At 35.8% G+C, this 23,458-nt stretch carries 20 protein-coding genes and 1 other annotated feature; of the genes, 5 read left to right on the top strand and 15 right to left on the bottom strand.

Going from position 1 to position 23,458, the window contains the following annotated elements; all coding sequences use genetic code 11:
- Positions 1-251 precede the first annotated feature (251 nt).
- The gene (locus AAG068_RS09000; protein ID WP_342719725.1) at positions 252-1,136 is read left to right on the top strand and encodes an NAD(P)-dependent oxidoreductase; all 885 of its coding nucleotides are present in this window, start codon (positions 252-254) and stop codon (positions 1,134-1,136) included.
- A 72-nt stretch (positions 1,137-1,208) separates the two neighbouring features.
- On the opposite strand, the gene AAG068_RS08995 is transcribed toward AAG068_RS09000, so the two are convergent.
- The 4 genes from AAG068_RS08995 to AAG068_RS08980 form a co-directional block, all read right to left on the bottom strand.
- Positions 1,209-1,592, bottom strand: a complete 384-nt coding sequence (locus tag AAG068_RS08995) for a MerR family transcriptional regulator (protein WP_342718997.1) — start codon at positions 1,590-1,592, stop codon at positions 1,209-1,211.
- 292 nt (positions 1,593-1,884) lie between these two features.
- Positions 1,885-2,526 (bottom strand): FusB/FusC family EF-G-binding protein, encoded by a 642-nt coding sequence (locus AAG068_RS08990; protein WP_342718996.1) that lies wholly within the window; start codon positions 2,524-2,526, stop codon positions 1,885-1,887.
- Between the two features lie 110 nt (positions 2,527-2,636).
- Positions 2,637-3,323: a DUF421 domain-containing protein gene (locus AAG068_RS08985; protein WP_088092037.1), complete on the bottom strand. Its 687-nt coding sequence runs from the start codon at positions 3,321-3,323 to the stop codon at positions 2,637-2,639.
- A gap of 178 nt (positions 3,324-3,501) precedes the next feature.
- Positions 3,502-3,765, bottom strand: coding sequence for a CD3324 family protein (locus AAG068_RS08980; protein ID WP_342718995.1), 264 nt, complete (start codon positions 3,763-3,765; stop codon positions 3,502-3,504).
- Positions 3,766-4,091: 326 nt separating this feature from the next.
- On the opposite strand from AAG068_RS08980, the gene AAG068_RS08975 reads away from it, so the two are divergent.
- Positions 4,092-4,796: a polysaccharide deacetylase family protein gene (locus tag AAG068_RS08975; RefSeq protein WP_342718994.1), complete on the top strand. Its 705-nt coding sequence runs from the start codon at positions 4,092-4,094 to the stop codon at positions 4,794-4,796.
- 151 nt (positions 4,797-4,947) lie between these two features.
- Here AAG068_RS08975 and AAG068_RS08970 read toward each other — a convergent pair whose 3' ends face one another.
- Positions 4,948-6,285, bottom strand: a complete 1,338-nt coding sequence (locus tag AAG068_RS08970) for a sodium-dependent transporter (RefSeq protein WP_342718993.1) — start codon at positions 6,283-6,285, stop codon at positions 4,948-4,950.
- A gap of 301 nt (positions 6,286-6,586) precedes the next feature.
- Positions 6,587-6,809 (bottom strand) — a binding site (T-box leader).
- A gap of 220 nt (positions 6,810-7,029) precedes the next feature.
- Between AAG068_RS08970 and AAG068_RS08965 the strand changes: the two genes are divergently transcribed.
- The gene (locus AAG068_RS08965; protein ID WP_342718992.1) at positions 7,030-8,664 is read left to right on the top strand and encodes a putative polysaccharide biosynthesis protein; all 1,635 of its coding nucleotides are present in this window, start codon (positions 7,030-7,032) and stop codon (positions 8,662-8,664) included.
- A gap of 39 nt (positions 8,665-8,703) precedes the next feature.
- On the opposite strand, the gene AAG068_RS08960 is transcribed toward AAG068_RS08965, so the two are convergent.
- From AAG068_RS08960 to AAG068_RS08945, 4 genes are all read right to left on the bottom strand, one after another.
- Positions 8,704-9,528: a DUF4037 domain-containing protein gene (locus AAG068_RS08960; RefSeq protein WP_342718991.1), complete on the bottom strand. Its 825-nt coding sequence runs from the start codon at positions 9,526-9,528 to the stop codon at positions 8,704-8,706.
- Between the two features lie 92 nt (positions 9,529-9,620).
- A complete protein-coding gene (locus AAG068_RS08955) occupies positions 9,621-10,133 on the bottom strand; it encodes a GNAT family N-acetyltransferase (RefSeq protein ID WP_342718990.1) in 513 nt (170 codons plus the stop codon).
- Positions 10,134-10,210: 77 nt separating this feature from the next.
- Entirely contained in the window at positions 10,211-11,128 is a 918-nt protein-coding gene (gene cysK / locus AAG068_RS08950) for a cysteine synthase A (protein WP_342718989.1), read from the bottom strand.
- Between the two features lie 10 nt (positions 11,129-11,138).
- Positions 11,139-12,350, bottom strand: coding sequence for an MFS transporter (locus AAG068_RS08945; protein ID WP_342718988.1), 1,212 nt, complete (start codon positions 12,348-12,350; stop codon positions 11,139-11,141).
- A gap of 222 nt (positions 12,351-12,572) precedes the next feature.
- On the opposite strand from AAG068_RS08945, the gene AAG068_RS08940 reads away from it, so the two are divergent.
- The gene (locus AAG068_RS08940; RefSeq protein ID WP_342718987.1) at positions 12,573-14,213 is read left to right on the top strand and encodes a peptide ABC transporter substrate-binding protein; all 1,641 of its coding nucleotides are present in this window, start codon (positions 12,573-12,575) and stop codon (positions 14,211-14,213) included.
- A 40-nt stretch (positions 14,214-14,253) separates the two neighbouring features.
- On the opposite strand, the gene hflX is transcribed toward AAG068_RS08940, so the two are convergent.
- The 3 genes from hflX to AAG068_RS08925 form a co-directional block, all read right to left on the bottom strand.
- A complete protein-coding gene (gene hflX / locus AAG068_RS08935) occupies positions 14,254-15,513 on the bottom strand; it encodes a GTPase HflX (RefSeq protein ID WP_000391878.1) in 1,260 nt (419 codons plus the stop codon).
- A gap of 483 nt (positions 15,514-15,996) precedes the next feature.
- A complete protein-coding gene (locus tag AAG068_RS08930) occupies positions 15,997-16,506 on the bottom strand; it encodes a cobalamin biosynthesis protein CbiN (protein WP_342718986.1) in 510 nt (169 codons plus the stop codon).
- Positions 16,507-16,788: 282 nt separating this feature from the next.
- The gene (locus AAG068_RS08925) at positions 16,789-18,144 is read right to left on the bottom strand and encodes a transposase (protein WP_342718985.1); all 1,356 of its coding nucleotides are present in this window, start codon (positions 18,142-18,144) and stop codon (positions 16,789-16,791) included.
- Positions 18,145-18,481: 337 nt separating this feature from the next.
- On the opposite strand from AAG068_RS08925, the gene AAG068_RS08920 reads away from it, so the two are divergent.
- Positions 18,482-19,465 carry a ketoacyl-ACP synthase III gene (locus AAG068_RS08920; RefSeq protein WP_342718984.1) on the top strand — a complete coding sequence of 328 codons (984 nt, stop codon included), beginning with the start codon at positions 18,482-18,484 and terminating at the stop codon, positions 19,463-19,465.
- Between the two features lie 43 nt (positions 19,466-19,508).
- Here AAG068_RS08920 and AAG068_RS08915 read toward each other — a convergent pair whose 3' ends face one another.
- The 3 genes from AAG068_RS08915 to AAG068_RS08905 form a co-directional block, all read right to left on the bottom strand.
- Entirely contained in the window at positions 19,509-20,783 is a 1,275-nt protein-coding gene (locus AAG068_RS08915) for an MFS transporter (protein ID WP_342718983.1), read from the bottom strand.
- Positions 20,784-20,997: 214 nt separating this feature from the next.
- Positions 20,998-22,746 (bottom strand): MFS transporter, encoded by a 1,749-nt coding sequence (locus AAG068_RS08910; RefSeq protein ID WP_342718982.1) that lies wholly within the window; start codon positions 22,744-22,746, stop codon positions 20,998-21,000.
- 36 nt (positions 22,747-22,782) lie between these two features.
- Positions 22,783-23,322, bottom strand: a complete 540-nt coding sequence (locus tag AAG068_RS08905) for a PadR family transcriptional regulator (protein WP_342718981.1) — start codon at positions 23,320-23,322, stop codon at positions 22,783-22,785.
- Positions 23,323-23,458 lie beyond the last annotated feature (136 nt).

Raw genomic sequence — 23,458 nt, 5'->3', positions numbered from 1 at the left:
TATTAGTCATGGATAATATGTATCACTTTTCACTACTTTTTCCGCAATCTCGCCCTTTAATGGAATAATAGATTACTTATAACTGGTTTGTTGAAATATTATAACCAAAATATTTTTGTTGACTATGACACTGGTGTCATACTTTAGAATTAAGTTTGAACATCTGAAAGGAGGCATTTTCATTGAAGAAAAATGACCAAAGTGAGAAAAAACAAAATATCAGTCAAGTATCAGATACAGATGTATCTGTGATGGAGAACCCGCACCGTTCACCTGTTACAGTTATCGGCTTAGGTCCGATGGGCCAGGCGCTAGCTGGTGCATTCCTGATGAACGGGCACCCTACGACATTATGGAACCGAACCGCCGAAAAAGCCGATTACCTTATTTCTCAGGGGGCGACCCTTTCAAATTCAGTCACCGGCGCGGTCTCTGCAAGCCCCCTGGTGATCATTTGTGTTCTGGACTATAATGTCGTCCATGAAATCCTTGGCCCCGCGGGAGATACCCTGAAGGGACGGACACTGGTGAACCTCACTGCCGACTCGCCCAAACGTGCCCGTGAAATGGCCACATGGGCTGCCCAACACGGAGTCGATTACCTCGATGGGGCAATTATGACCCCTACTCCGACCATCGGGACACCTGCGGCTTCCGTCCTGTATAGTGGACCAGAATCCATCTTTAAGGTCCACCAACCGACCTTGGCAAGCTTAGGTGGCACTACTTCTTATCTTGGGGCGGATCCTGGCCGGGCAGCGGCATATGATGTGGCCCTACTCGATCTCTTTTGGACATCCATGAGCGGTTACGCTCACGCTCTCGCACTTGCCACTGCCGAGAATATTCCGGCAAAGGAGTTCGCTGTCTATGCCCAAGGCATCATAGACATCTTGCCCGACATCATGGCTTATTTGGCAAGCGAAGTAGACTCGGGTCACTACCCTGGTGACAAGTCCAATATCATCTCAGCCTCGGCAGGAATGGAACACATTATCCATGCTGCTCAACACCACGGCCTCGACGTTAGCGTTCTGAGTGCTGCAATGGCCGTAACCCAGCAGGCCATCAACGAGGGCTATGGAACCGACGGATTCTCACGCTTGACCGAACTGCTAAAAAAAACGTCTGCATAACATCATAGTCGTCTGTAGAGATCCCGGATTCCGCCATGGTCGCGGACTGGGATCTTCAATTATTCCGTTGTTTCAACTAAGGGAATTTCCATTTCTCATTCTTCTTTTATCCGTCATTTGCATGATTTGTTTTTCCAACCGATACTTTACAACGTCCAATACACTGATTTGTCTGTTGATTTGATCCAGCTTCACTTGATAAGTTTCCAGCATTTCTTCACAAAATTCATAGTCTTCCGGACCATTATCCTCGCATTTCAATATTTCCTCAATTTGTTCCGATGTCAGACCCAGACCTAAATAAAGTTGAATAATTCGAATACGTTTGATGGCAAATTCATCGAACTCGCGATAACCATTTTCAAGGCGTACAGCGGTAATTAGATTTTTTTTCTCATAATGCCTTATGGATCGGATACTTGCACCTGTCTTTTTAGACAGCTCACTGATTTTCAATAGAAACGCCTCCCTATTAAATATTCGAAAACCTTATCTTATAATATGACATTAGTGTTACGGAAAATAATAACATATAGGTTTTTGTTTCATGGAAGTTGTGATGTAAGTGGTTCAGTTTTTCAAATAATCGTTCTAAAACTGATTGGGAGATACGGTTATAAGATTTCGTTTTTGATTTCCATTTATCTATTGAACTAATTATCCTCTAATAATCATAGTACAGTTAAATTTTTAATCTACTTCTTCAAAAAATAAAAACCTCCAGTTTAAGTACTAGAGGTCTTCCATTTTATTTCTTTAATCGCTCAATAAAATCCTGTAATTTATCAAGTGATTTCATGTTCTGATTACAAGCTACACCATCTTTGCAAATATAATTTCCTTTTTTTACGAAAGTTCCTGGTACATCGCCTTTAATTTCAACTAAAAACATCCCAACTTCTTCATGTCCATGACATAATGAACAAATGCTTTTTTTATTTAAAATTTGGAACGTTCCTTGCAGACCAACAAACTTATTTTTATCATTTTTCGCTATAATAAATTTCCTGCTTGACCCTTTATCAATCCAGCTTAAATAAGATAATTCTTTCATATCCAGTTCTTCCATATCAGGCAGTTTTAACTTTTTCGCTTTAGGAAATAATTTTTTTAATGTTTGCGCCGTAACTTCCTGAAACGGAATGACATACGGATTTATTTTCGTTAAAAAAGATTCTGCATCTTCTCTATTTTGAACTGTTAATACCATATCAATTAACTCTTTCTGTTCATCCGTTAAATCCTCAAATACATGTATTATTTTTTCAATCGCTAATGATTTTAATGCTTGAATGACACCTCTATCATTTGCCGTTGCGTGTCCATTTGCTAAAATATAAGCTTGTGATTTTATAAAATTATATTGATCACTTCTAATAAAAGCTTCCATCTTTATCACTCCATACAAATTGTTGATCTAGTTTTATTGTATACAAAGATTCAGCTTTTTGATATGTAAAAGATAACTTAGAAACGAATATTACATACATCGATTATATTCTATCGCTTCATTTCCTGACAAAAGAAACCATCGTCTGTTTTCCATTCAGCATATAATACATCCTCAAATTTAGTAATCCCTCTTTGCTTTATTTGCTTATACAGCCATCCTTCATCAAAACCAGCTTCTCTCAAATTATCTTTCACTACTTTTCCATCACTAATTAATGAAATTGGTAAGTATACAGGCTTATGTTTTAAACTTAAATCATTTATGGTAGGAGATTCATATTTGCTCTTTTTCAGAACACTTATATTTCCGTTAGGTTCCAATATCATATATTCAACTTCTCGAATTGAAAAAATATCTTTTTGTTGCCTAAGCATTTGTTGTAATTGATTAATATCCAAATGATTTGATTTTAATTGCTCTCTGTCAATATGCCCATTACGAATGATAATAGAAGGGTATCCTTCAAAGAACTTTCTTGTCCTTCTAAATTTTTGTGTTATTACTTCTATTGCGTAAATTAAAATTACCCATACAAAAACAGCGTATAAAATAGACCATACTCTCACCTCAGGATCATATACAGTGTTTCCAACTAGTTCTCCGATTACAATGGCGGAAATAAAATCAAAAGGTGTTAGCTGCGATATTTGTGTTTTCCCTAATATTTTAGTAGCAATTAATAAAACAAAAAAACCAACAAAAAGTTCTATCGTTATTTGCCCCAGATGATTCATAATCGTTCACCTTTCTGTAATATGTAATATGACGTTTTTATTTCTATTCACATTTCTATACGATACAATTGTGATTCATTTTTTCTATTATCATGCCCATTCACACCCCGTATATCCAATACGGGCAAAGCAAAAAGAGTCTAGTTCAAAATGATAATTGAACTAGACTCTTTTGTTTTCATTTAGAATACACAATCTTTTTAATCGTTTCTCCAGAAAGAAAATACTCTTCTGCAAGTTGATGAATGGAAATTCCGCTTTTAAACGCTTCTTTAATAGCTTTGTTTCTTTCATCTAATTGTTTTCTTCCTCCAGATCGTGTACCCCATTTATAATGTTTTGTTTCTTGTTTTGGAATGTAAATTGTTTCACCTTGTATATACTTTTGAATTTCAGTAATTAAACTTTCTGGTAAAACGGCCTTAGCTTTTACGTATTTCATTTCTGCTCGCCCCTTATTTTTTATGGTTCATTTCAATAAGGTGCAAAGCCAAATATAAAAAATGATACGAGCTCATTTAGGCGATTGTATATTACTTGTCTACCTCACGCAAAGTATCGCCATTTCCATACTTGGCTTTGCATGAGACGCTGCAGTGTCCGGCAATTGAATTGTAATCGCCATTTAAACACCTCCTAATATACCTTTTGCATTTTATTATATGATAAATCTCTTCCCCTTGCATCCACATCCTTTTTAAAGCGTGAAATTACTTAATTTGATATAATACTTTTTAGTCCAATCCAAAAATATAGTGAGGTTGCTTTATGAAAAAGAAAATAATCATTACAATCGTTACATTATTCATTATTACTGTAGCATTATTTGGAACATACAAATTAATGAACGCAAGAAGTTTTCAATTATTTGGTGATTTAACAAACCGAGTAGAAACAAATGAAAAAGTGGTTGCTTTAACTTTTGATGATGGCCCTACGAATAATGTAAAACAAATATTACCGCTACTAGATACATACAATGCAAAAGCTACTTTCTTTTTAATCGGAAATGAATTAGAAAAAAACCTATCGTTAGGAGAAGCTATCGTACAATCTGGACACCAAGTTGGAAACCATACATATTCTCATAACAGAATGGTTTTAAAAACACCTTCTTATATTAAAGAAGAAATAGAAAAAACGAATTCATTAATCCGCCAAACAGGATTTACAGACGCAATTGACTTTAGACCACCAAACGGAAAAAAGCTAATTGGTCTGCCCTATTATTTAAATAAAAACAATATCGAAACAATTACATGGGACCTTGAACCTGATACTTTTTATAAATCTGCTGCTGATAAAATTGAATATATTAATAAAAATGTAAAACCAGGTTCTATCATTTTACTGCACCCTATGTATGATGAGTCTAATGAAAATTTACAGACCATTGAAGGTATTTTAGACTCTTTATCTAAGAAGGGCTATCAGTTCGTAACAGTAAACGAACTGCAAAAAAGAGCAAAATAAAGTGAAACATTAATCAGTAGGGGCTTTTACGGGCAGTTGCTCCTTCATCTAACTTCTTCGCTTTCGCTGTGTTTCGAGGGGGGAGTCTTACTGTCCGTTAATGCGGGATAAAAAAGGTAGCGTATCATACAATGATACGCTACCTTTTTGTTTAAATAATGCCAAGTACATTTAAGAATACGATAATAATCGCAATTGGTGCGATAAAACGAAGTAAGAATAACCATACTACGAATAATTTATAACCCTTATTTTTACTTACACCAAGCTCTTTCATTAATACATCTTTCTTCATTTTTAAAGGAACGAAGATAGAAACTAATAAAACACCAAGTGGCATTAGTACGTTACTAACTGCATAATCCGCTAAATCAAAGACTGTCTTTCCGAAAATCTTCAGGTCACTTAATATACCAAATGATAATGCTGATGGTACTCCAACAACGAAGATTAGTAATCCTACGATTAAAGCCATTTTTTCACGTTTCCCTTTACCTTTTGCAGTTAAAGATGCAACGCTAATTTCTAACATCGAAATTGCTGATGTAATAGTAGCGAAGAAGAATAGTAATAAGAAAACGATGAAGAATAATTTTCCGAATGCCATTTTACTGAAAATAGCTGGCAGTACGATAAATAATAGTCCCGGTCCTTGAGATGGTTCCATTCCAAATGCGAACACTACTGGGAAAATTGCAAGCCCTGCAAGTAATGTAATCACAAGCGTTAAAGCTACGATAGAAAATGCTGAACGTGGTAAGCTTTCTTCTTTCGGTAAGTATGAGCTATACGTTACCATAACGGCTACACCGACAGATAGCGAGAAGAACGATTGCCCCATTGCATATAATATGATTTCTGATGTTACATGTGAGAAATCAGGTTGTAAGAAGAAACGAACTCCTTCTCCAGCACCATCTAACGTAAGTGCACGAACGATTAAAACAAAGAATAAAACGAATAATGCTGGCATGAAATATTTATTTACTTTTTCAACACCATTTTGTACACCTTTACTTACGATGAAAATAGTAATAAGGATGAATAATAGCTGTGATCCAACTGCTAAATACGGATTGGAAATGATTTCACCAAACGTAGCTTCGTATGCCCCATTTCCTTCCCATAGTCTACCTGTAATTGCATTCCATAAATATAATAAAATCCAGCCTCCTACAACACTGTAGAAAGAAAGTAATATGAAACATGTTACAATCCCTAATTTCCCTAACCATGGCCATAATGTTTTTGGTGCGATTTCTCTATATGCATCAACGGCCTCTTTTTGTGTACTTCTTCCGATAACGAATTCAGCTAATAATAGCGGTAAACCAATTAATAATGTGAAACCGATAAAAATAAGGAAGAACGCGCCGCCCCCTCCAATTCCGGCCATGTATGGGAACTTCCAAATTGCCCCTAGACCAATCGCTGAACCTGCTGCAGCTAATACGAAACCTAATTTCGATGTCCATTGCTGTGAATTCATTTGTTAATCTCCTCTCTTTATCTTTTTCTGTTTTACAATCCGGTATTTATATTGTTCTATCCACACTCTTTTCTAATACGTTCACTTCCTCCCTACTAATAAAAAAACGCCCCTACGTAAATACGTAGGGACGACAAAAATATCGCGGTACCACCCTAGTTATGAAGATACAACAAAAGTAAGACCTAAATAAAAAACGTCCCTACGCAAATACGTAGGGACGATAAAATATCGCGGTACCACCCTAGTTATGAAGCCACAACAAAGTAAGACCTAAATAAAAAACGTCCCTACGTAAATACGTAGGGACGATAAATATCGCGGTACCACCCTAGTTGTGAAACAATCTTCACCACTTTATTTGATAACGGTATAAACTACCGTCTTTCATTTCCTCAAAATATGAGATTTATGAAAGATGCTCCAGGACGAACTTCATGAATAATCTATATACTGATTCACACCAACCATCAGCTCTCTGAAATAGGGAGATATTCACTACTATACCCTTTCATTGCCCAAATATTATTTTCCGAATTGATTACTATCATTTTTATCACACATTAAAAATAGTGTCAACTTATATTTTGAATCTTTATGTATTACGTTCTATTTAAAAATGTAAAATATGACTTTTAAATGAATAATATTAGAATATTTATGTTCCATACTATATTAACTTCTCTAACAGGTTTATAGTAGTATACGATGAACGCAAGACAGCACGAGTAGGAGGAAAGAATTTTGTCTACTTCAAAAGTTTTAAAAGGAACTGCTTTATTAAGTGGTGCGACAATGATTTCACGTATATTAGGTTTTATATACTTTTTCCCTTTTCAACTATTAGTCGGAACACAAGGGGTCGCTTTATATGGATATGCATACTCTTGGTACGGTATTTTATTAAGCTTTTCAACTGCCGGTATTCCTATTGCTGTTTCCAAATTTGTTGCAAAGCATAATGCGCTTGGTGATTATAGTACAAGCAAAAAATTATACAACTCTAGCGTAAAATTAATGCTGTTTATGGGCTTTTTAGGGTTTTTAGTTTTATTTATTGGAGCACCATACATATCACAATTTATTATTCGCTCGAAAACGCCAGATCCACAATTTATCGCTGACGTAACACTTACGATGCGAGCATTAAGTTTTGCACTTATTATCGTACCAGCAATGAGCGTTACACGTGGTTATTTCCAAGGATTTCAACATATGAAACCAAGTGCTGTTTCTCAAGTCGTAGAACAAATTGCACGCGTTGTTTTCATTTTAGTTGGTAGTTTCATCGTCTCAAAACTATTAGGGGGTTCCGTAGCTTCTTCTGTTGCAGTTGCTACGTTTGGTGCTGTTATTGGGGCACTTGCCAGCGTCTCTATTTTAATGATGTACTGGAAAAAGTATAACCGATTAAAACCTCCCGAAGGTGAATTAAAATCAAGGGCATCTAATATCCCATTAAAAAATATTTATATAGAATTACTTCGATATGCTATCCCAATTGTATTTGTCGGTATCGCAATTCCACTCTACACGTTAGTAGATCAATATACTGTAGCTGATGTCCTTAGAGCAATGGGAGAGCCTTTAGAAACAGCGAATGCAGTGTTCGCTTATATAACGAACTATGCCCAAAAGTTAATTATGATTCCAGCTTCACTTGCTACTGGATTCTCATTAACGATCATTCCGGCTGTAACGAAATCCTATACAAGCGGGAAACTAGCAGAATTACAAGAACAAATTGCAAAGATATTTCAAGTCTTGTTATTCTTCACTATCCCAGCTGCATTTGGCCTTGCTAGCATCGCTTACGATGCATTCCGTATGGTTTATGTAAATCCCGAAATTGCACTTGGTGGATCACAATATTTAATTTCATTTGCACCTTCTGCTATATTAAGTGCGATTTTCACAGTTTCAGCTGCCATATTACAAGGAATCGATTATCAAAGAAAAACGATGATCGCTTTCTCAGTCGGTATTCTCGTTAAAGTTTTAGTAAATACACCGCTCTTACATTTATTTGGTGGACACGGTGCTGTACTTGGAACCATTCTTGGATACCTCGTTTCCAATGTTATTATGTTGTACTGCATCGTTAAGTTTGCGAAATTTAAAATTGGTGAAACAGCAAAAACAGTATTTCTTATTACGATTTACTCCGCAGCGATGTCTGCTGTTGTAATAGCATTAAAAGCAATATTAAAATGGTTAATTCCTGGACAATCTTATATGGAATCACTTCTCATTGTTGTTATATGCGGCGCTGTAGGAGGGATTGTTTACCTTTTATTCGTCTTAACGAGCGGACTTGCTTCACATATTCTCGGTGATGAGATTCAACGATTACCAGTACTAGGTAAATTAATTAAATAAAAAAAGAAGGGATGTAACGCATTGTTACATCCCTTCTTTTTACTTTGCATATTGCATACGTTTTTGCTGTTCAACAATATGTAATTCTGGATCATGGTGTTCTACTAAATGGAATAGTTCTTCAATTAACACTTCTAATTCCTGTACACTATACTCCGGTTTCCCTATTAACGTATTCGCCATACGCTCATATAAGTTTTCAGGCTTAATAATCATTCGTTCCACATTATATGGCATCCATTTAAACGCTGGGTGATGTACATACATTTTATTCAAACCAAATAAGACCCCAAATATATTCCTTTGTGCTTCACAAATAACATCATATAACATAAGCCAATCTTTTCGTTTTAAAAGCGCCTCTCGATTATGCCAGCGATTACTTAACCAAAGATTTTCTGAAATCATCCGTTTCGCTAGGTCTTCTGGATATGCTACCACTCTATCTTTTAATTCATGTACTTTCTCTTCTCCATACAAACTAACACCATCATGAACGGATGATACGATACATTGTTTTTCATAACTTATATCATATCGATCCACCACATCCTCAATAACTTTCTCTACTGTTTCTGTTAAAAAGTTACTAATCTCTAATTTAATTCCTTCTTTCGTCAAATATGTTTCCGACCATTCTTCTTCCTCGTAAGGATGGTATGACAAAATTGTTCCACCAATATAGTTAATAGGCCCTTTACGATCCTCATCCTTTGGTGGCATTGACCATAAAATATGTAGTTCTATATCTGAATGTTCATCTTCTAGCTTTCTAGCTACTGAACCCGCTAAAATAATAGCTTCGATCTTCGGATTTCTCCTATAAATCTCCGATATTTCTATTGCTTTCTCTTTTAATCCCACTTTATTTCCCCCTAAAATTGCAGTACAACTTCGCTTTTCATTTATCTATTTCGATATTACGCATTATATTTCCTTTTCAAAGTTCCACTGAATCATATTTCTACCCAATAACGCTGAACAATTTCACTTGTATGAGAAGAAACCACTTCATCTTCTAACACACCGCCAACCTTTTGAATCGTTTTAGCAGAGCCGACATTCGATTTATCGCAAGTTATTAACACTTTCTTCAATCCTAATTTTTGCGCTTCACCCAATGCAAGTTTCAATTGTTTTGTCGCATAACCTTGGCGACGTTTATTTGGATGGACACTATACCCAATATGACCACTTTCCCGTGATAATTCTGAGTTTAGTCGATGCCTAATATTCACAAAACCTATCAGCTCCCCTTTTTCAAAAGTTAAAAATTGGCTAGAGGGTACTCGATTACCTTGTAAGTTTTCTCCCACTTCTTGTATACTTACTTTTTCAAACCACTCATTGAGAGAATCAAAATTTTGTAAAGAACTACTGCCATGTGGTTGTTCATCCGCATGTAAAAATGCCTCTCGATACTCCATAATTTGTTCGCTATATTCATTTTTCGGTTTTAATAGTTTCATTGTGTTTCTCCTCTCTTAATAACCTATAACAAACCCCTTAATAGCGCTATTTCACCATTAAGGGGTTTCTATCATTTTCATTCAAATAATCCCATGCTCAAATACCGCTCACCTGTATCAGGTGCAATACATAAAACTTTTTTACCAGCGCCTAATTGTTTCGCGATCATAGTCGCTGCGTAAACAGAAGCTCCTGAAGATGGCCCAACTAACAATCCCTCTTGTCTAGCTAAGTTTCTCATTGTCGTTAAAGCCTCTTCGTCTGCAATTTGAATAATTTCGTTATACACTTCTGTATTTAAGTTTTTCGGGATAAACCCTGGACTTGTTCCTACTAATTTATGAGGACCTGGAACACCTCCTGATAAAACGGGAGATCCTTTCGGTTCTACTACTGCAATATATAAGTTTGGTAGTTTCTCTTTTAACGTTTCCCCAGTCCCTGTAATAGTTCCACCAGTTCCAGCCGTTGCTACGAATGCATCAAGCTCGCCATCCATTTGTTCATAAATTTCAAGTGCAGTTGTATAACGATGAATATTCGGGTTTGCTGGATTTTCAAATTGCTGCGGAATAAAACTATTCGGAATTTGCTTTTGCAATTCTAACGCCTTCGCAATTGCTCCTGGCATTCTTTGTTCTGCTGGTGTTAAAACTACTTCTGCGCCGTATGCTTTTAATAAATTTATACGCTCTTTTGACATATTGTCCGGCATAATTAAAATCGCTTTATATCCTTTCGCAGCTGCATTCATTGCTAAGCCTATTCCTGTATTTCCACTTGTTGGCTCAATAATTGTATCTCCTGGTTTAATAAGACCATTCTCTTCCGCAACGTGCAATAAATTATAGGCAGCACGGTCTTTCACACTGCGTGATGGATTAAACATTTCTAGTTTTACATACACATCTGCTGCGTCTTCTGGAATAAATTTAGATAATCGGACGACAGGTGTATCTCCTATTAATTCTGTAACATTTTCACATAATTTCATAGTGCATCCCCTATTCTATCGTTTTCTTATCACTTGGTAATAACCAAGAAGTAAGTCCAATTAATGGTAGACAACTACATAGTAACATAATGAATTGTAGACTATATATGTCAGCCAATCTCCCAAGGACTACAGATCCTAAAGCGCCGAGTCCAAACGCAAGCCCTACAATTAATCCAGATACCATCCCTACTTTTCCAGGAACAAGCTCTTGTGCATAAACAACAATTACACTAAAACTACTTGAACTAATAAAACCGATACATAAAAATAGCGGTACGACCCACACGAGCGAAACGTGAGGTAATAAAAGTGCAAGTGGGGCTGAACCTAGCATTGAAAATACAATAATTGTTTTCTTTCCAAATCGATCTGCTAACGGTCCACCAAAGAAAGTTCCTAACACACCAGCAATCATAAATGCGAATACGAAATACTGGGCATTTTTTATCGATAAACCGTAATGCTCGATTAAGTAAAATTGATAAAAATTCCCGATACCTGCACCGTACCAAGAACGTACAAAAGTAAGAAAAACAAGAAGTATAATAACAAATTTAATATGCGTACTTACAATCGCATTTTCCGCCTCAAGCGCAGCCCTCTTTTTTCTTCTGACAGCGCCAGTCGCTAATTCATTCCTATACCAATTTGATACGAAAATTAATAATACAATTCCTACCGCTGCAAAGGCTGTAAAACCTAAAGAGCCAATTTGGCCGAGCGGAACGAAAATTAAAGCTGTAAAAATAGGCGCTAGGGAATTCCCTGTATTTCCTCCCACTTGATAAATCGCTTGCGCTAAACCTCGTTTTGCACCGGCTGCCATATAAGCAACTCGAGCCCCTTCTGGATGAAAGACTGCAGAACCTAATCCGATAAATAAAACAGAAATAATAACAATAATAAAGTTCGGTGCAAATGCAAGTCCGATCATCCCAAGCATACTCGAAAACATACCGAGGGGTAATAAAAATGGTGATGGCTTCTTATCCGAATACATACCAAAAACCGGCTGCATAATCGACGACGTCATATTTAATGCAAACGCAATCCACCCTACTTGCATATAGGATAAATTCATCGTTTTTTCCAAAATAGGAAACAATGCCGGCACAACTGCTTGCATCGAGTCATTTAAAAAATGACCGAAACTAATCGCAAATAGTATTCGATATATCGTCGGTGTTTCTATTGTATTTTTTTTTGAAACTGCCTGCATATATGAATCTCTCCTTCCTGTACAAAATATATATTTATTACAGTAGGTGTAATAAATTCTGACTTTTGAAACATTTCTATTCTATACTGGTTTCATTTCTTTTTCCAGAAATATCACTTCTTAAATAATATATTTTTTCTATACGTTTTATCGGATTTATTTATAGAAATTTTCTATATTTTCTTTTATACTAAGGCAGAGATGAAGGGAAGGTTGACAAATATGAAGAAAAAAACAAAAGGGATCGTTGCACTCTCAATCACATTATCTATGTTTTTAACAGCATGTGGTCAAAAACAAGAGGCAACAACTACCGGAGAAAAGAAAAAAGAATCTTCAAAACAAGTATTAAACATTGTAGAAGCTGGGGAAATTTCTACACTTGATTCATCTATCGCAACTGATGGGTTTTCTTACGCTGCATTAAACAACGTAATGGAAGGATTATATATGCCTGGTCCTGACAATAAACCTGTTCCTGCAGCAGCTGAATCATATAAACTGAGCGAAGACGGAAAAACATATATATTTACATTACACAATTCAAAATGGTCAAATGGCGATCCAGTAACTGCTCATGATTTTGAATATGCATGGAAACGTGCCGTAAATACAGAAACTGCTTCTGAATACGCACATATTATGTTCGATATTAAAAACGCAGAAAAAATAAATAAAAAAGAATTACCAATTGACTCATTTGGTGTAAAAGCAATTGACGATAAAACACTTGAAGTACAGTTAGAACACCCTGTTCCATACTTTTTAGGATTAATGGGATTTGCAACATTTTATCCTCAAAACAAAAAGGTTGTAGAAGCACAAGGGAAAAATTACGGACTTGAAGCTGCAAATGTAGTTTATAACGGGCCGTTCCAATTAAATGAATGGAAACATGATACAAGTTATAAAATGACGAAAAACCCGAACTACTGGGATAATAAAAATGTGAAGTTAAATGAAATTAATGTAAATATCGTAAAAGATACTTCAACAGCTGTTAATTTATTTGAAAGTAAACAAGTAGACCGAATTACGATTAATTCTGAGTTTGTTGATAAATATCAAAAAGATCCGAGCTTAAAGAAAATGGAACGTCCTTCTGTGACGTTTTTCCGATTTAGTCAAAAGAACCCTTTATTAGCAAACAAAAATGCTCGTAAAGCGATTTCTCTTGCTTTTGATAAACAAGGAATCGCAACAACGATTTTAAATAATGGTTCTATACCTTCGAATGCATTCGTTCCGAAAGGATTTGTAAAAGGACCTGACAATAAAGATTTTCGCAGTACAAGTCATGTAAAAGTAGAAACAAATGTGAAAGAAGCTAAAACACTATGGGAAACTGCGAAAAAAGAAACAAATTTACAAAACGCTTCCCTTTCAATCATAACAACTGATGAGTCTAATGATAAAAAAATTAGCGAGTTTTTAAAAGGTGAATTAGAGAAAAACTTACCTGGACTGAAAATCACATTACAGCCACTTCCAGTAAAAGCATTTTTAGATCGTGAAGGAAATGGTGACTATGAAATTTCACTTTCTACATGGGGACCAGATTATCCTGATCCTACAACATTCTTAAATATGTTTGTCACTGATGGACCGTTTAATAAGATGAGTTATTCAAACAAACAATACGACGAATTAATTGAGAAAACGAGCTCTACTTTAGTAACTGACTTACCAGCACGTTGGAAAGCGTTCCAAGATGCAGAGAAAATCTTACTCGAAGATGATGCAGCTATCGCTCCAATCTTCCAATCCGGACTTGTATATTTAGAACGTCCAACAGTAAAAGGTGTTGTTATTCGTCCATTTGCAGGAATTTATTCTTATAAGTGGGCCTCTATTACAGAATAAAAAAAGGCGATCCTAACATATATTAGGATCGCCTTTTTTATTAAATTGCAAAACGCTTATACTTTTCGTAATCACTCGTCTTACATTCTACTTCTAGTTTCGTACCTTCGTTTTCATAACTCGTAGATAAAACGTGCGCATGAGTATTGAAATAAGAAACTACCTGTCCTTGATCATACGGAATTAACATTTCACACTTCGTATACTCTTTATAAATGTGTGAGCGAATCATTTCTACAAGCTCTTCTATTCCAACATGTTTCTTCGCTGATAAATAAACACGGTCTTCTTGTACTTTCGGAATTTCCACATCTACCATATCTGATTTGTTATAAGCATAAATAGTTGGGATATTTTCTACTCCAATTTTCTTTAACGTTTCATTTGTAATATCAATTAATTGTTCGTAATTTGGATTTGCATAATCTACAACGTGAATAAGTAAATCTGCTTCAGCTACCTCTTCCAATGTTGAACGGAAAGCTTTTACAAGGTGATGCGGTAATTTGCTTACAAATCCGACTGTATCTGTTAATAAGAATGATTTGTTATCTGGCAAATCAATATTTCGCACAGATGTTTCTAACGTCGCGAATAACATATCTTTTTCAAATACTTGTTTTTCTTCTGTACCATTATAAATTTCAAGCATCGCATTCATCGTCGTTGACTTTCCTGCATTCGTATAACCTACTAATGCTACAACAGGAATTTCATTTTTCTTACGTTGCTTTCGCTGCGTTTGACGCTGCGCAACAAGAGCTTCTAGGTCTTTATTTAAAACTGAAATTTGTTCTTCAATTTTACGACGATCTAATTCTAATTTCTTCTCACCAACACCTTTATTTTTCGTACCGACGCCGCCGCTCTGTCTTCCTAATGATTCACGAAGACCGATTAAACGAGGCATCATATACTGAAGATGAGCTACTTCTACTTGTAACTGCGCTTCTTTCGTTTTCGCACGTTGCGCAAAAATGTCTAAAATTAATATGGTACGGTCAATTACTTTACAATCTAAATCCGCCTCTAAATTTCGAATTTGTGAAGGAGATAATTCGTCATTAAAAATTACCATATTCGCATCTACTTCATTTACATAGGCTGCTACTTCTTCAATCTTTCCTTTTCCAATATAATGTGACGGATTTACTCGTTGTAAATTTTGCGTCACTTGCCCAATTACCTCTACATCACAAGCTTCTGCAAGATTCGTTAACTCTTCCATCGAATACGCAAAGTCATCTTCATTACCTAAATTCACTCCAACTAAAACTGCTCTTTGTAATAATTCTTCCATATATTTATTCCTCCATTTCGATTACGTAAAATAAAAAACACAGATCACTGCCTGTGTTTTCGTAAACGGATAAGGGTTCACCAAAGAAACAGAAGAAAGCTATACTTTCATCCTATCTCATAGTCAATAAGTCCCAAGATCATATACGTATCCACAATAAGTGTTCACCTATACGATCCCATTCTATTTATAAAGGCAAAACAAAAAGAGGGCGTATTCGTCCCTCCCTCTTTTTCACATATAAGCTTAATAAAGGGTTCCTTTAAAATAGGCAGACCAATCCCGTTCACTCTGCACACAGACAGAGCCTTTGAGCGCTATTCAATTATTGGCACAAAGTATTGAGACGTAATCTGATTAAGATCAAAGGAAGCCCCTCCGTTCATTTTAAGTTACATAAAGTGTAGCATAAGTAATTCGCTTTCACAAGATGAAACCACCTATAGAAACAGAAAGAAAATCTTTATATTTTTACTTTAATCGTCATTTTTTGCGCATTCTTCTTACACTAAAAATCACAAGAGCTACTATCAGTAACAGGCCTATAGAAATGGTAACAACTTTCGACCAACTGAAACCGCTGACCATCTTCCCTTTTAAATCGACTTTCTTCGTCGGAACAGATTCTTTTGCAATTTGACTTAAAGCCACTTCGTCCGCCCCTGCCTCATCTAATCTCTTCGTTCCACTACAACTATGTGTGTGTAATTGTTTTTCTGGCCCTCTTTGAGAAGAATATACTAAATACTCTCCTCCTTCTACAAAGTGAAATACACAATCACCACCATTTGTATATACAATAATTTGCGAAGATGTTGTTCCTTTCCAAATGCCTTTCACTTCAAATAACACTTCAATTCCAACACTTTCTTTCCTTCCAATCTCAATTACTCTCCCCTTAAACACTACATCATTTTTTTGAAATGCATCTTCTGCTGATACGTTAATACAATCACAAGCATAAGATTTCTCTGGAAAAACAATAAGAGTCAACTCCCCCCACTGAGATGAAGCGTTTCAGTGGGGGCTTGAGTTAGAAAGCTAGGTCTTTTCGTCTATCACTAGACAGTTGACGCTCTAGCATTCATGCCACCTTACGGTAACACCCCAAGTATGTTTTTGGTTGGTACTGGCAACGAACGATTGTTTTCCCACTTGCACCACCCTTTCGAAAAAGAGCCGTTCTCCCTTGTGGAAGAAGCCACTACTCAGGTGAATCTGGCGTGTACTACAAGCCCCGACAAGTCGAGTACACATGGATGGTTGACACACCCACTAAGCTATGCGCGAAGCAACAGCCTTACGTTTTTGCACTTCTAATAGAATCGGCGTTTTCACTTTAAGATTTTCATCCCATTCTACAACTTTTGATTTTTGTAATGTATTCAATGCACCATTAATATCAGCGTGAATACATTTCCCTGATTTACTTTGGTACAGACCACGAGTGATTCGTTTGCCACTAAAGAGATACCGCATCTTATCATCCTTAGACCAAACTGGAACCCTATCTTTGTCTAGGAAACTGGCTTTTGAAGTATAACTTTCTTCTTGTTTCAAAAATCGGATACCCTCTTTTATACATTTATTCTCAATCGCTGCTATCAGTTTATGGAATGGGATTTGAACAAATGTTTGATTATTCTTTTTTCCCATATCAGATTTTTGTTTCCAACCTGCGTTATACCCTACAACAATAGTATCTATATCGAATTCTTTCGCTTTTTTGAACAACAAGCCTACCGTTTGTGAAATGTAACCATTTATTTGTCGTTCTCGTTTATGCCAAAGTGCAGCCATTCCATTCGTTACAATGCGTTTGGAAATTCCATTGTCCATATTTTTCAGTTGCAGATTACGTATCATTTTGTTGAAGTATTGGTTAATGGATTTTAGTTTTTTTCCATCAATTAAAAATGTATCACCTGTATTTGTTACACAACTTACTAATCTATCTACACCTAAATCGCAACTCAAAGCGTTACTCGTAGTCGTGGATGGTTTCTTCATTTGAGAAATGTGCATTTCATATGTGTAATGCACCTCAAAGAACCGACCTTTTTGCTTCGGTACAATCTCAATGTAGGAGATTTTTTTATTTCTTAAGTTTTTAGGCATACGTATTTGAATGGAGCCGAATTTTTTTCTAAATGCAATATTCATCGGAGTGATCCAATATCCGTTCTCATCCAATTTTGGCACTTGATAGATTTCAATAATTCGTTTGTCAGTGGAACGAGAATAATTTGGAAACTTCGGACGCCCCGTGAACTTCTCAGGATTTTTCTTCCACTGTTCCAACGCTTTAAAAAAGCTTTTTACTTCTGCATATAAGGCTCTACGAATCGCTTGAACAGAGTTTGATTGAACACCCCAGTAGTTCATATCGGCTTGCATGGCTGTGTCCACTTCTTTTATAGTAGCCATCCTGTTGTTATTCAAATAACTTTGTTTAATAGTATACAATCCAACATTTCGCAATGCTTTTGAACTATGTGACATGCGTTGCAGTAAACGAAATTCTTTGGCAGTAAGACAAGCTCGCCCGATATTCTGTTTCTGCGTGAATCGTTGCATCGTTTCTCTTTTCTTTTGTTTTCGTAATACTTTCACTGCTTTCTTTCTAGCCATTTTTTCACCACCTTTCTTAGAGAGTTCATTAAAATTACTTTTGACAAATTAATATTTAGAAAGAAATGGAACAAGAACATGTTCTTCATCGTAATTCCTTTTGGATCAAGTAGCAGAATGATAATCATTATCTAATTTCGTTGTCTTACAATCTATTCCCTCCTTATCTACACTATATCGTAAGACAAAAAGAAACAAACATTCGCCTCAAAAATTATTACGAGCGAAACAAAAGAATTCAGCCTACCTTCTTGCCGAAAGGGATAAAAGTCTTTATTGACATTTTTATAATCTGATATTAGTATCAGGTTATAAAAACAAGTTAGGAGATGTTCCCATGCATTCTAAATCTCGTATTACTGCAATTGGTACTTATGTTCCAAGTCAAATATTATCTAATAACGATTTAGAGAAAATGATTGATACGAATGATGAATGGATTGTACAAAGAACAGGAATGAAGGAAAGAAGAATTGCTAGCGAAGACGAATACTCCTCACACTTAGCCATTAAAGCAATTGAAAATTTATGTACAACTTTTAAAAAGAACTTAGAAGATATAGACTGTATCATCGTCGCTACAACAACCGCTGACTATGTTTTTCCTAGTGTCGCATGTCAAATACAACAACACTTCAACATACCTCATACAATAGCATTTGATTTAAATGCAACTTGCGCTGGTTTCACATATGGCTTGCACGTTGGGAATAGCTTAATCACTTCTGGATCACACGAAAAAGTACTTGTCGTAGCGACAGAAACATTATCTAAAGTTACTGACTACACCGATAGAACGACTTGTATTTTATTTGGCGATGGTGCTGGAGCTATTTTATTAGAAAGAGATGAAAACAAACCAAGCTTTATTGCCGCTCACATGGGAACAAATGGTGCCGGTGGCATTCATCTATACAGAACAAACTTATCTACTACTATGAATGGCACACCACTGCAAACAAATGAAAAAATCGTGCAAAATGGGAGAGAAGTATATAAATGGGCAACACGTACGGTGCCAGCAGGTATAAATGAACTATTACATACCGCAAATATACAAATAGATGATATAGACTGGTTCATACCACACAGTGTTAACTTACGAATGATTGAATCTATTTGTGAGAAAACCGAAATTCCAATCAAAAAAACTTTAACGAGTGTAAAATACATGGGAAATACATCTTCAGCTTCCATCCCACTCGCTCTAGATTTGGCTAGAAAAGAAGGAAAATTAAATAATGGAGAAACACTTTTACTATACGGGTTCGGTGGTGGTCTTACGCATTTAGGGCTAATTGTAGAGTGGAATTTAAGTTAAAAGTATGAAGAAGAGGTTCTAGTCAGTAACTAGAACCTCTTCTTTAATTTCTTTCTCCTTTTCGAGCCCATATCACAACAGGAATCAGCATGAAAGCTAAAACTCCTCCAGCTAATGACAATGCCGCATAACTTGAATTCGCCACTACCATACCTGACATCGCTCCGCCTGAAGCTCCAGCTAGCGCAATAAACACATCTATTTTCCCTTGTGTTTTTGCACGTGTGGAAGGTATAGTTGCATCAACAATTTGAGCCGTACCACTTATTAAACCGAGGTTCCATCCTAATCCAAGTAAAGACAAAGCAACGATTAATAGTATTAAAGAATCACTCGGCACTAGCGCCGCTATGACACCTGCTGCTAGTAAAATTACTCCGCCAGCTATACTCATCGTAGTTCTTCCAATTTTATCAATTAGCATTCCCGTAACGAGAGATGGAAGGTACATTGCACCGACATGAAAACCAATTACAAGACCTACTGCACTTAAAGCGTGACCGTGGTGTCCCATGTGAACTGGCGTCATCGTCATAATTGCAACCATCACGATTTGAGTAAGTATCATTACAATAGCTCCAACAGTAATACCTCGCTTGTTTTCTATTGCCTCTTCTGTTATTGGTTGCCCTTTATATGTATGCTCTTGTTTATATGTTTCTATCATATTAGCAATAAGTAACGGATCTGGACGAAGCATAACAAATAAAACAAGACCCGCCAGTATAAATGCCGCTGCTGATAAGATGAACGGACCAGCAAGTTCAGGAATTCCAATTGAATGAGCAAACCTTCCCATTACGCCTACTAAATTTGGACCTGCGACTGCACCAAAAGTCGTCATTACCATCGTAATACTAATAGCAGTTGCTCTTTGCTTCTTATTCGCTAAATCCGTTCCAGCATAACGCGCTTGTAAATTCGTAGCTGTGCCGGCGCCATATATGAGTAAAGAGGCTAGTAAAAGAATAATACTATTTGTTAAAGCTGCCACCACAACTCCAATAGCTCCTAGTCCACCTACTATAAAACCAGCTGCAAGCCCTATGCGGCGACCATGCTTTTGCGATAACTTCCCAACAAAGAAAGCCGCTACCGCTGATCCCATTGTAAACATAGCTGCCGGCAATCCTGCATATGCATCTGTCCCAAGCATTTGCTGCGCAAGAAGTGCACCTACTGTAATCCCAGCAGCCAACCCTGCTCCGCCGAACATTTGTGAAATGCTTACGATTATTAACGTTCGTTTATATAATTTTTGCTGCTCTTCTTCTGTATACATACGATTACTTATTGAAACATCGGCTGTATCAATCATTTCCTCACCCTCTCTATAAAACTAATCCCCCTTGTTAATGTACTATAGAACAGCAAAATCCCCAAATTTATAATGCTGAAATTTATTTATACATGTAAAGAACCCCATGGTTTACGTTTCACTCATTACCGAAGAGTTCCCATAATAATTATACTAATTTTTTCACAGCTAGCATTCCATCATTTGAGTATAACTCACCTTTAAATTATTTCCCTTACACTCCCCCTACAACTCTTTCCCCTCTCTTTTTACTCAAAGCCTTTCCTTCCCAAAATAACAAACTCACTAAAGCAAAAACTAAAATAATTGGCACACTCGCTTTATATAAATCTGTAAAACTCATAGCCATCTGATTCTTAGCATAATGATTTACATCATTCGAAAATGCGCGTATTTCTTTCTTTATACTTTCCTCTTGTTTTTCAACTTCATTTGTCACTTGACTCATTACTTCTTCTCTTTTTACATCTCTAAATTCTACTGGAACTTCTCTTAATACCTCAGCCACTTTTTGGTGAATTTGTTCATCTTTTTTCTCTTTATTGAACCCTACAAATGTTTCATTTTGATGCTTTTCGACATTTGTTTCTATACTTTGATTCTCTATTTTTTCTTTTGTTACTTGTAATATCTCAACTTGCTCGGCACTACTCACATGAATATTACGAACTTTTTCTTCTGCATAACGATATACATTCTCTTTATTTATAGTTAAATTATGAGTTAAGTTAGATACAAATATGGCGACCGCTAAAACAATACCTACTTGCCGCAACATTGATACAACACTTTGAGAAGCAGTTAATAACTCCCCTTCAAACGAAGAAGCACTTAAAACTGTAATTGGACCTACTACTAAACCATACCCAACACCTAATATCACACATGGAATAATAATTTCTATATTTGTTGAATTAACATCAATCATTTGCAACCAATAATAAGATAAGCCCATAACAAGAAAGCCTGACAAAATAATAGTTACTTTTCCGAGTTTTTTAATTAAAGTTGCTGCAGCTGGTGAGACAAAAAATATCATTGCTGAAATAGGTGTCACTAAAAAAGCTGCCTCAATTTCCGTTCGGCCTTGTATTTTCGTCAAGAACGTCGGAAGCAATACAGTAACTCCAATTAAAAATAAATTACTTAATATGACAACTATAGATGCTCCGACAAACATTCGATCTTTAAATAAATTTAAATTCACCATCGGATTATGAATCTTTCGTTCTACTAAAACAAATAGAATAAGAGAAATAGTGCTAATTGCATAACAAAACAAAGCTATATTACTTTGCCATCCCCATGTATTGCCTTTTACTAATATGAGAGTAAAAGAAAAAATTGCTGTGCTACTTAATAGCAATCCTATCCAATCTATTTTTGAGATAATACGTTCTTCATTTTTTATTTGTAGCATAAAGCAGCATAAAATGATTCCAAGAATACAAATTGGAACATTAACGAAGAACACCCATCTCCAACCGAAATTTTGCGTAATAATTCCACCTATTACTGGTCCCATCGCAGCTGACAATCCTTGTGTTACGCCTAAAATTGCAAGTGCAACATGCCTCTTAGCTAACGGCATTGCAGATACACCAATTATCATACTAGTTGGAAATAAAATCGCTGCCCCTACACTTTGTATAAAGCGAGAAAAGATAAGAAAATCGCCTATATTAGCAAAAGCACAAAGTACTGACCCGCCGCCAAAAATAATCAAACCAAGAATATACATCTTTGCTTTCCCAAAAATATCAGCTATCCGCCCTAGCGGGATAGCGAGTACTGCTATTGTCATTGTATAAACATTTAATACCCAAGACATCTTTTCCAATGAAGTATTTACACTCGTTTGTATCGCTGGTAAAGCTATATTCATAATTGTCGTATCAATCATACAAAGAAATATACCTAAGCACATTAAAAAGACAATCTTAATCCCCTTTGATTGCTGCATGTTCATCTACCCCTTTATTTATTATGAACGTGTTTCTCATTCTTCCATTTTATTGTGTTCTTTTACTTCTAGTTGTTCTAGTTTTCTTTTCAATGTCTCTACTTGAGCACTATAAGATGCAATACCTACATCGAGTGAAATTTCCTCGACAAAAGTAATACCGTTTCTCCACTTTTCATATTTCAAGCGAAGATCCGTAATGTATGCTTCTTTCTTTTCAATTTCATCTTCAATCCATTTTTTAATTGCCTTATCATTGCTATAATTACCGAAATACATCCTCATTAAAAAATCTGAACGTAAAACATCTTTCTCTACATCTGTTTGCATGTATTGATAAAACTCTTCACGCCCTTCATCTGTAATAAAGTACATTTTCTTATTTGGTTTCCCTTCTTGCATAACAACTTCTTTTTTTATTTTCCCCTCTTTTTCCAACTGACGTAACGTTGGATAAATCATTCCAAAACTCCCATCAAAAAAGTGAGTAAATACGTCTTCAAACACAATTTTAATATCATAACCAGACATTTCTTTTCCCATTAACAAACCTAAAACAACATCTCTTCCCTTCAAAATAAGACCCCCACATAGTATATAATCAATAATCATATTAACAACATTAATATGATTATTGATTATATACCTTTTTTTGTTAATTGTAAAATGTTTCTAAATAAAAATACCCTGTAATTTTGTTATCTAAAATTAC

Origin of the sequence: Bacillus paramycoides (genome assembly GCF_038971285.1) — a bacterium.
Classification (GTDB): domain Bacteria; phylum Bacillota; class Bacilli; order Bacillales; family Bacillaceae_G; genus Bacillus_A.
Note: the sequence above shows the minus strand (reverse complement) of the source record. Positions and strands in the feature narration are given on the sequence as shown.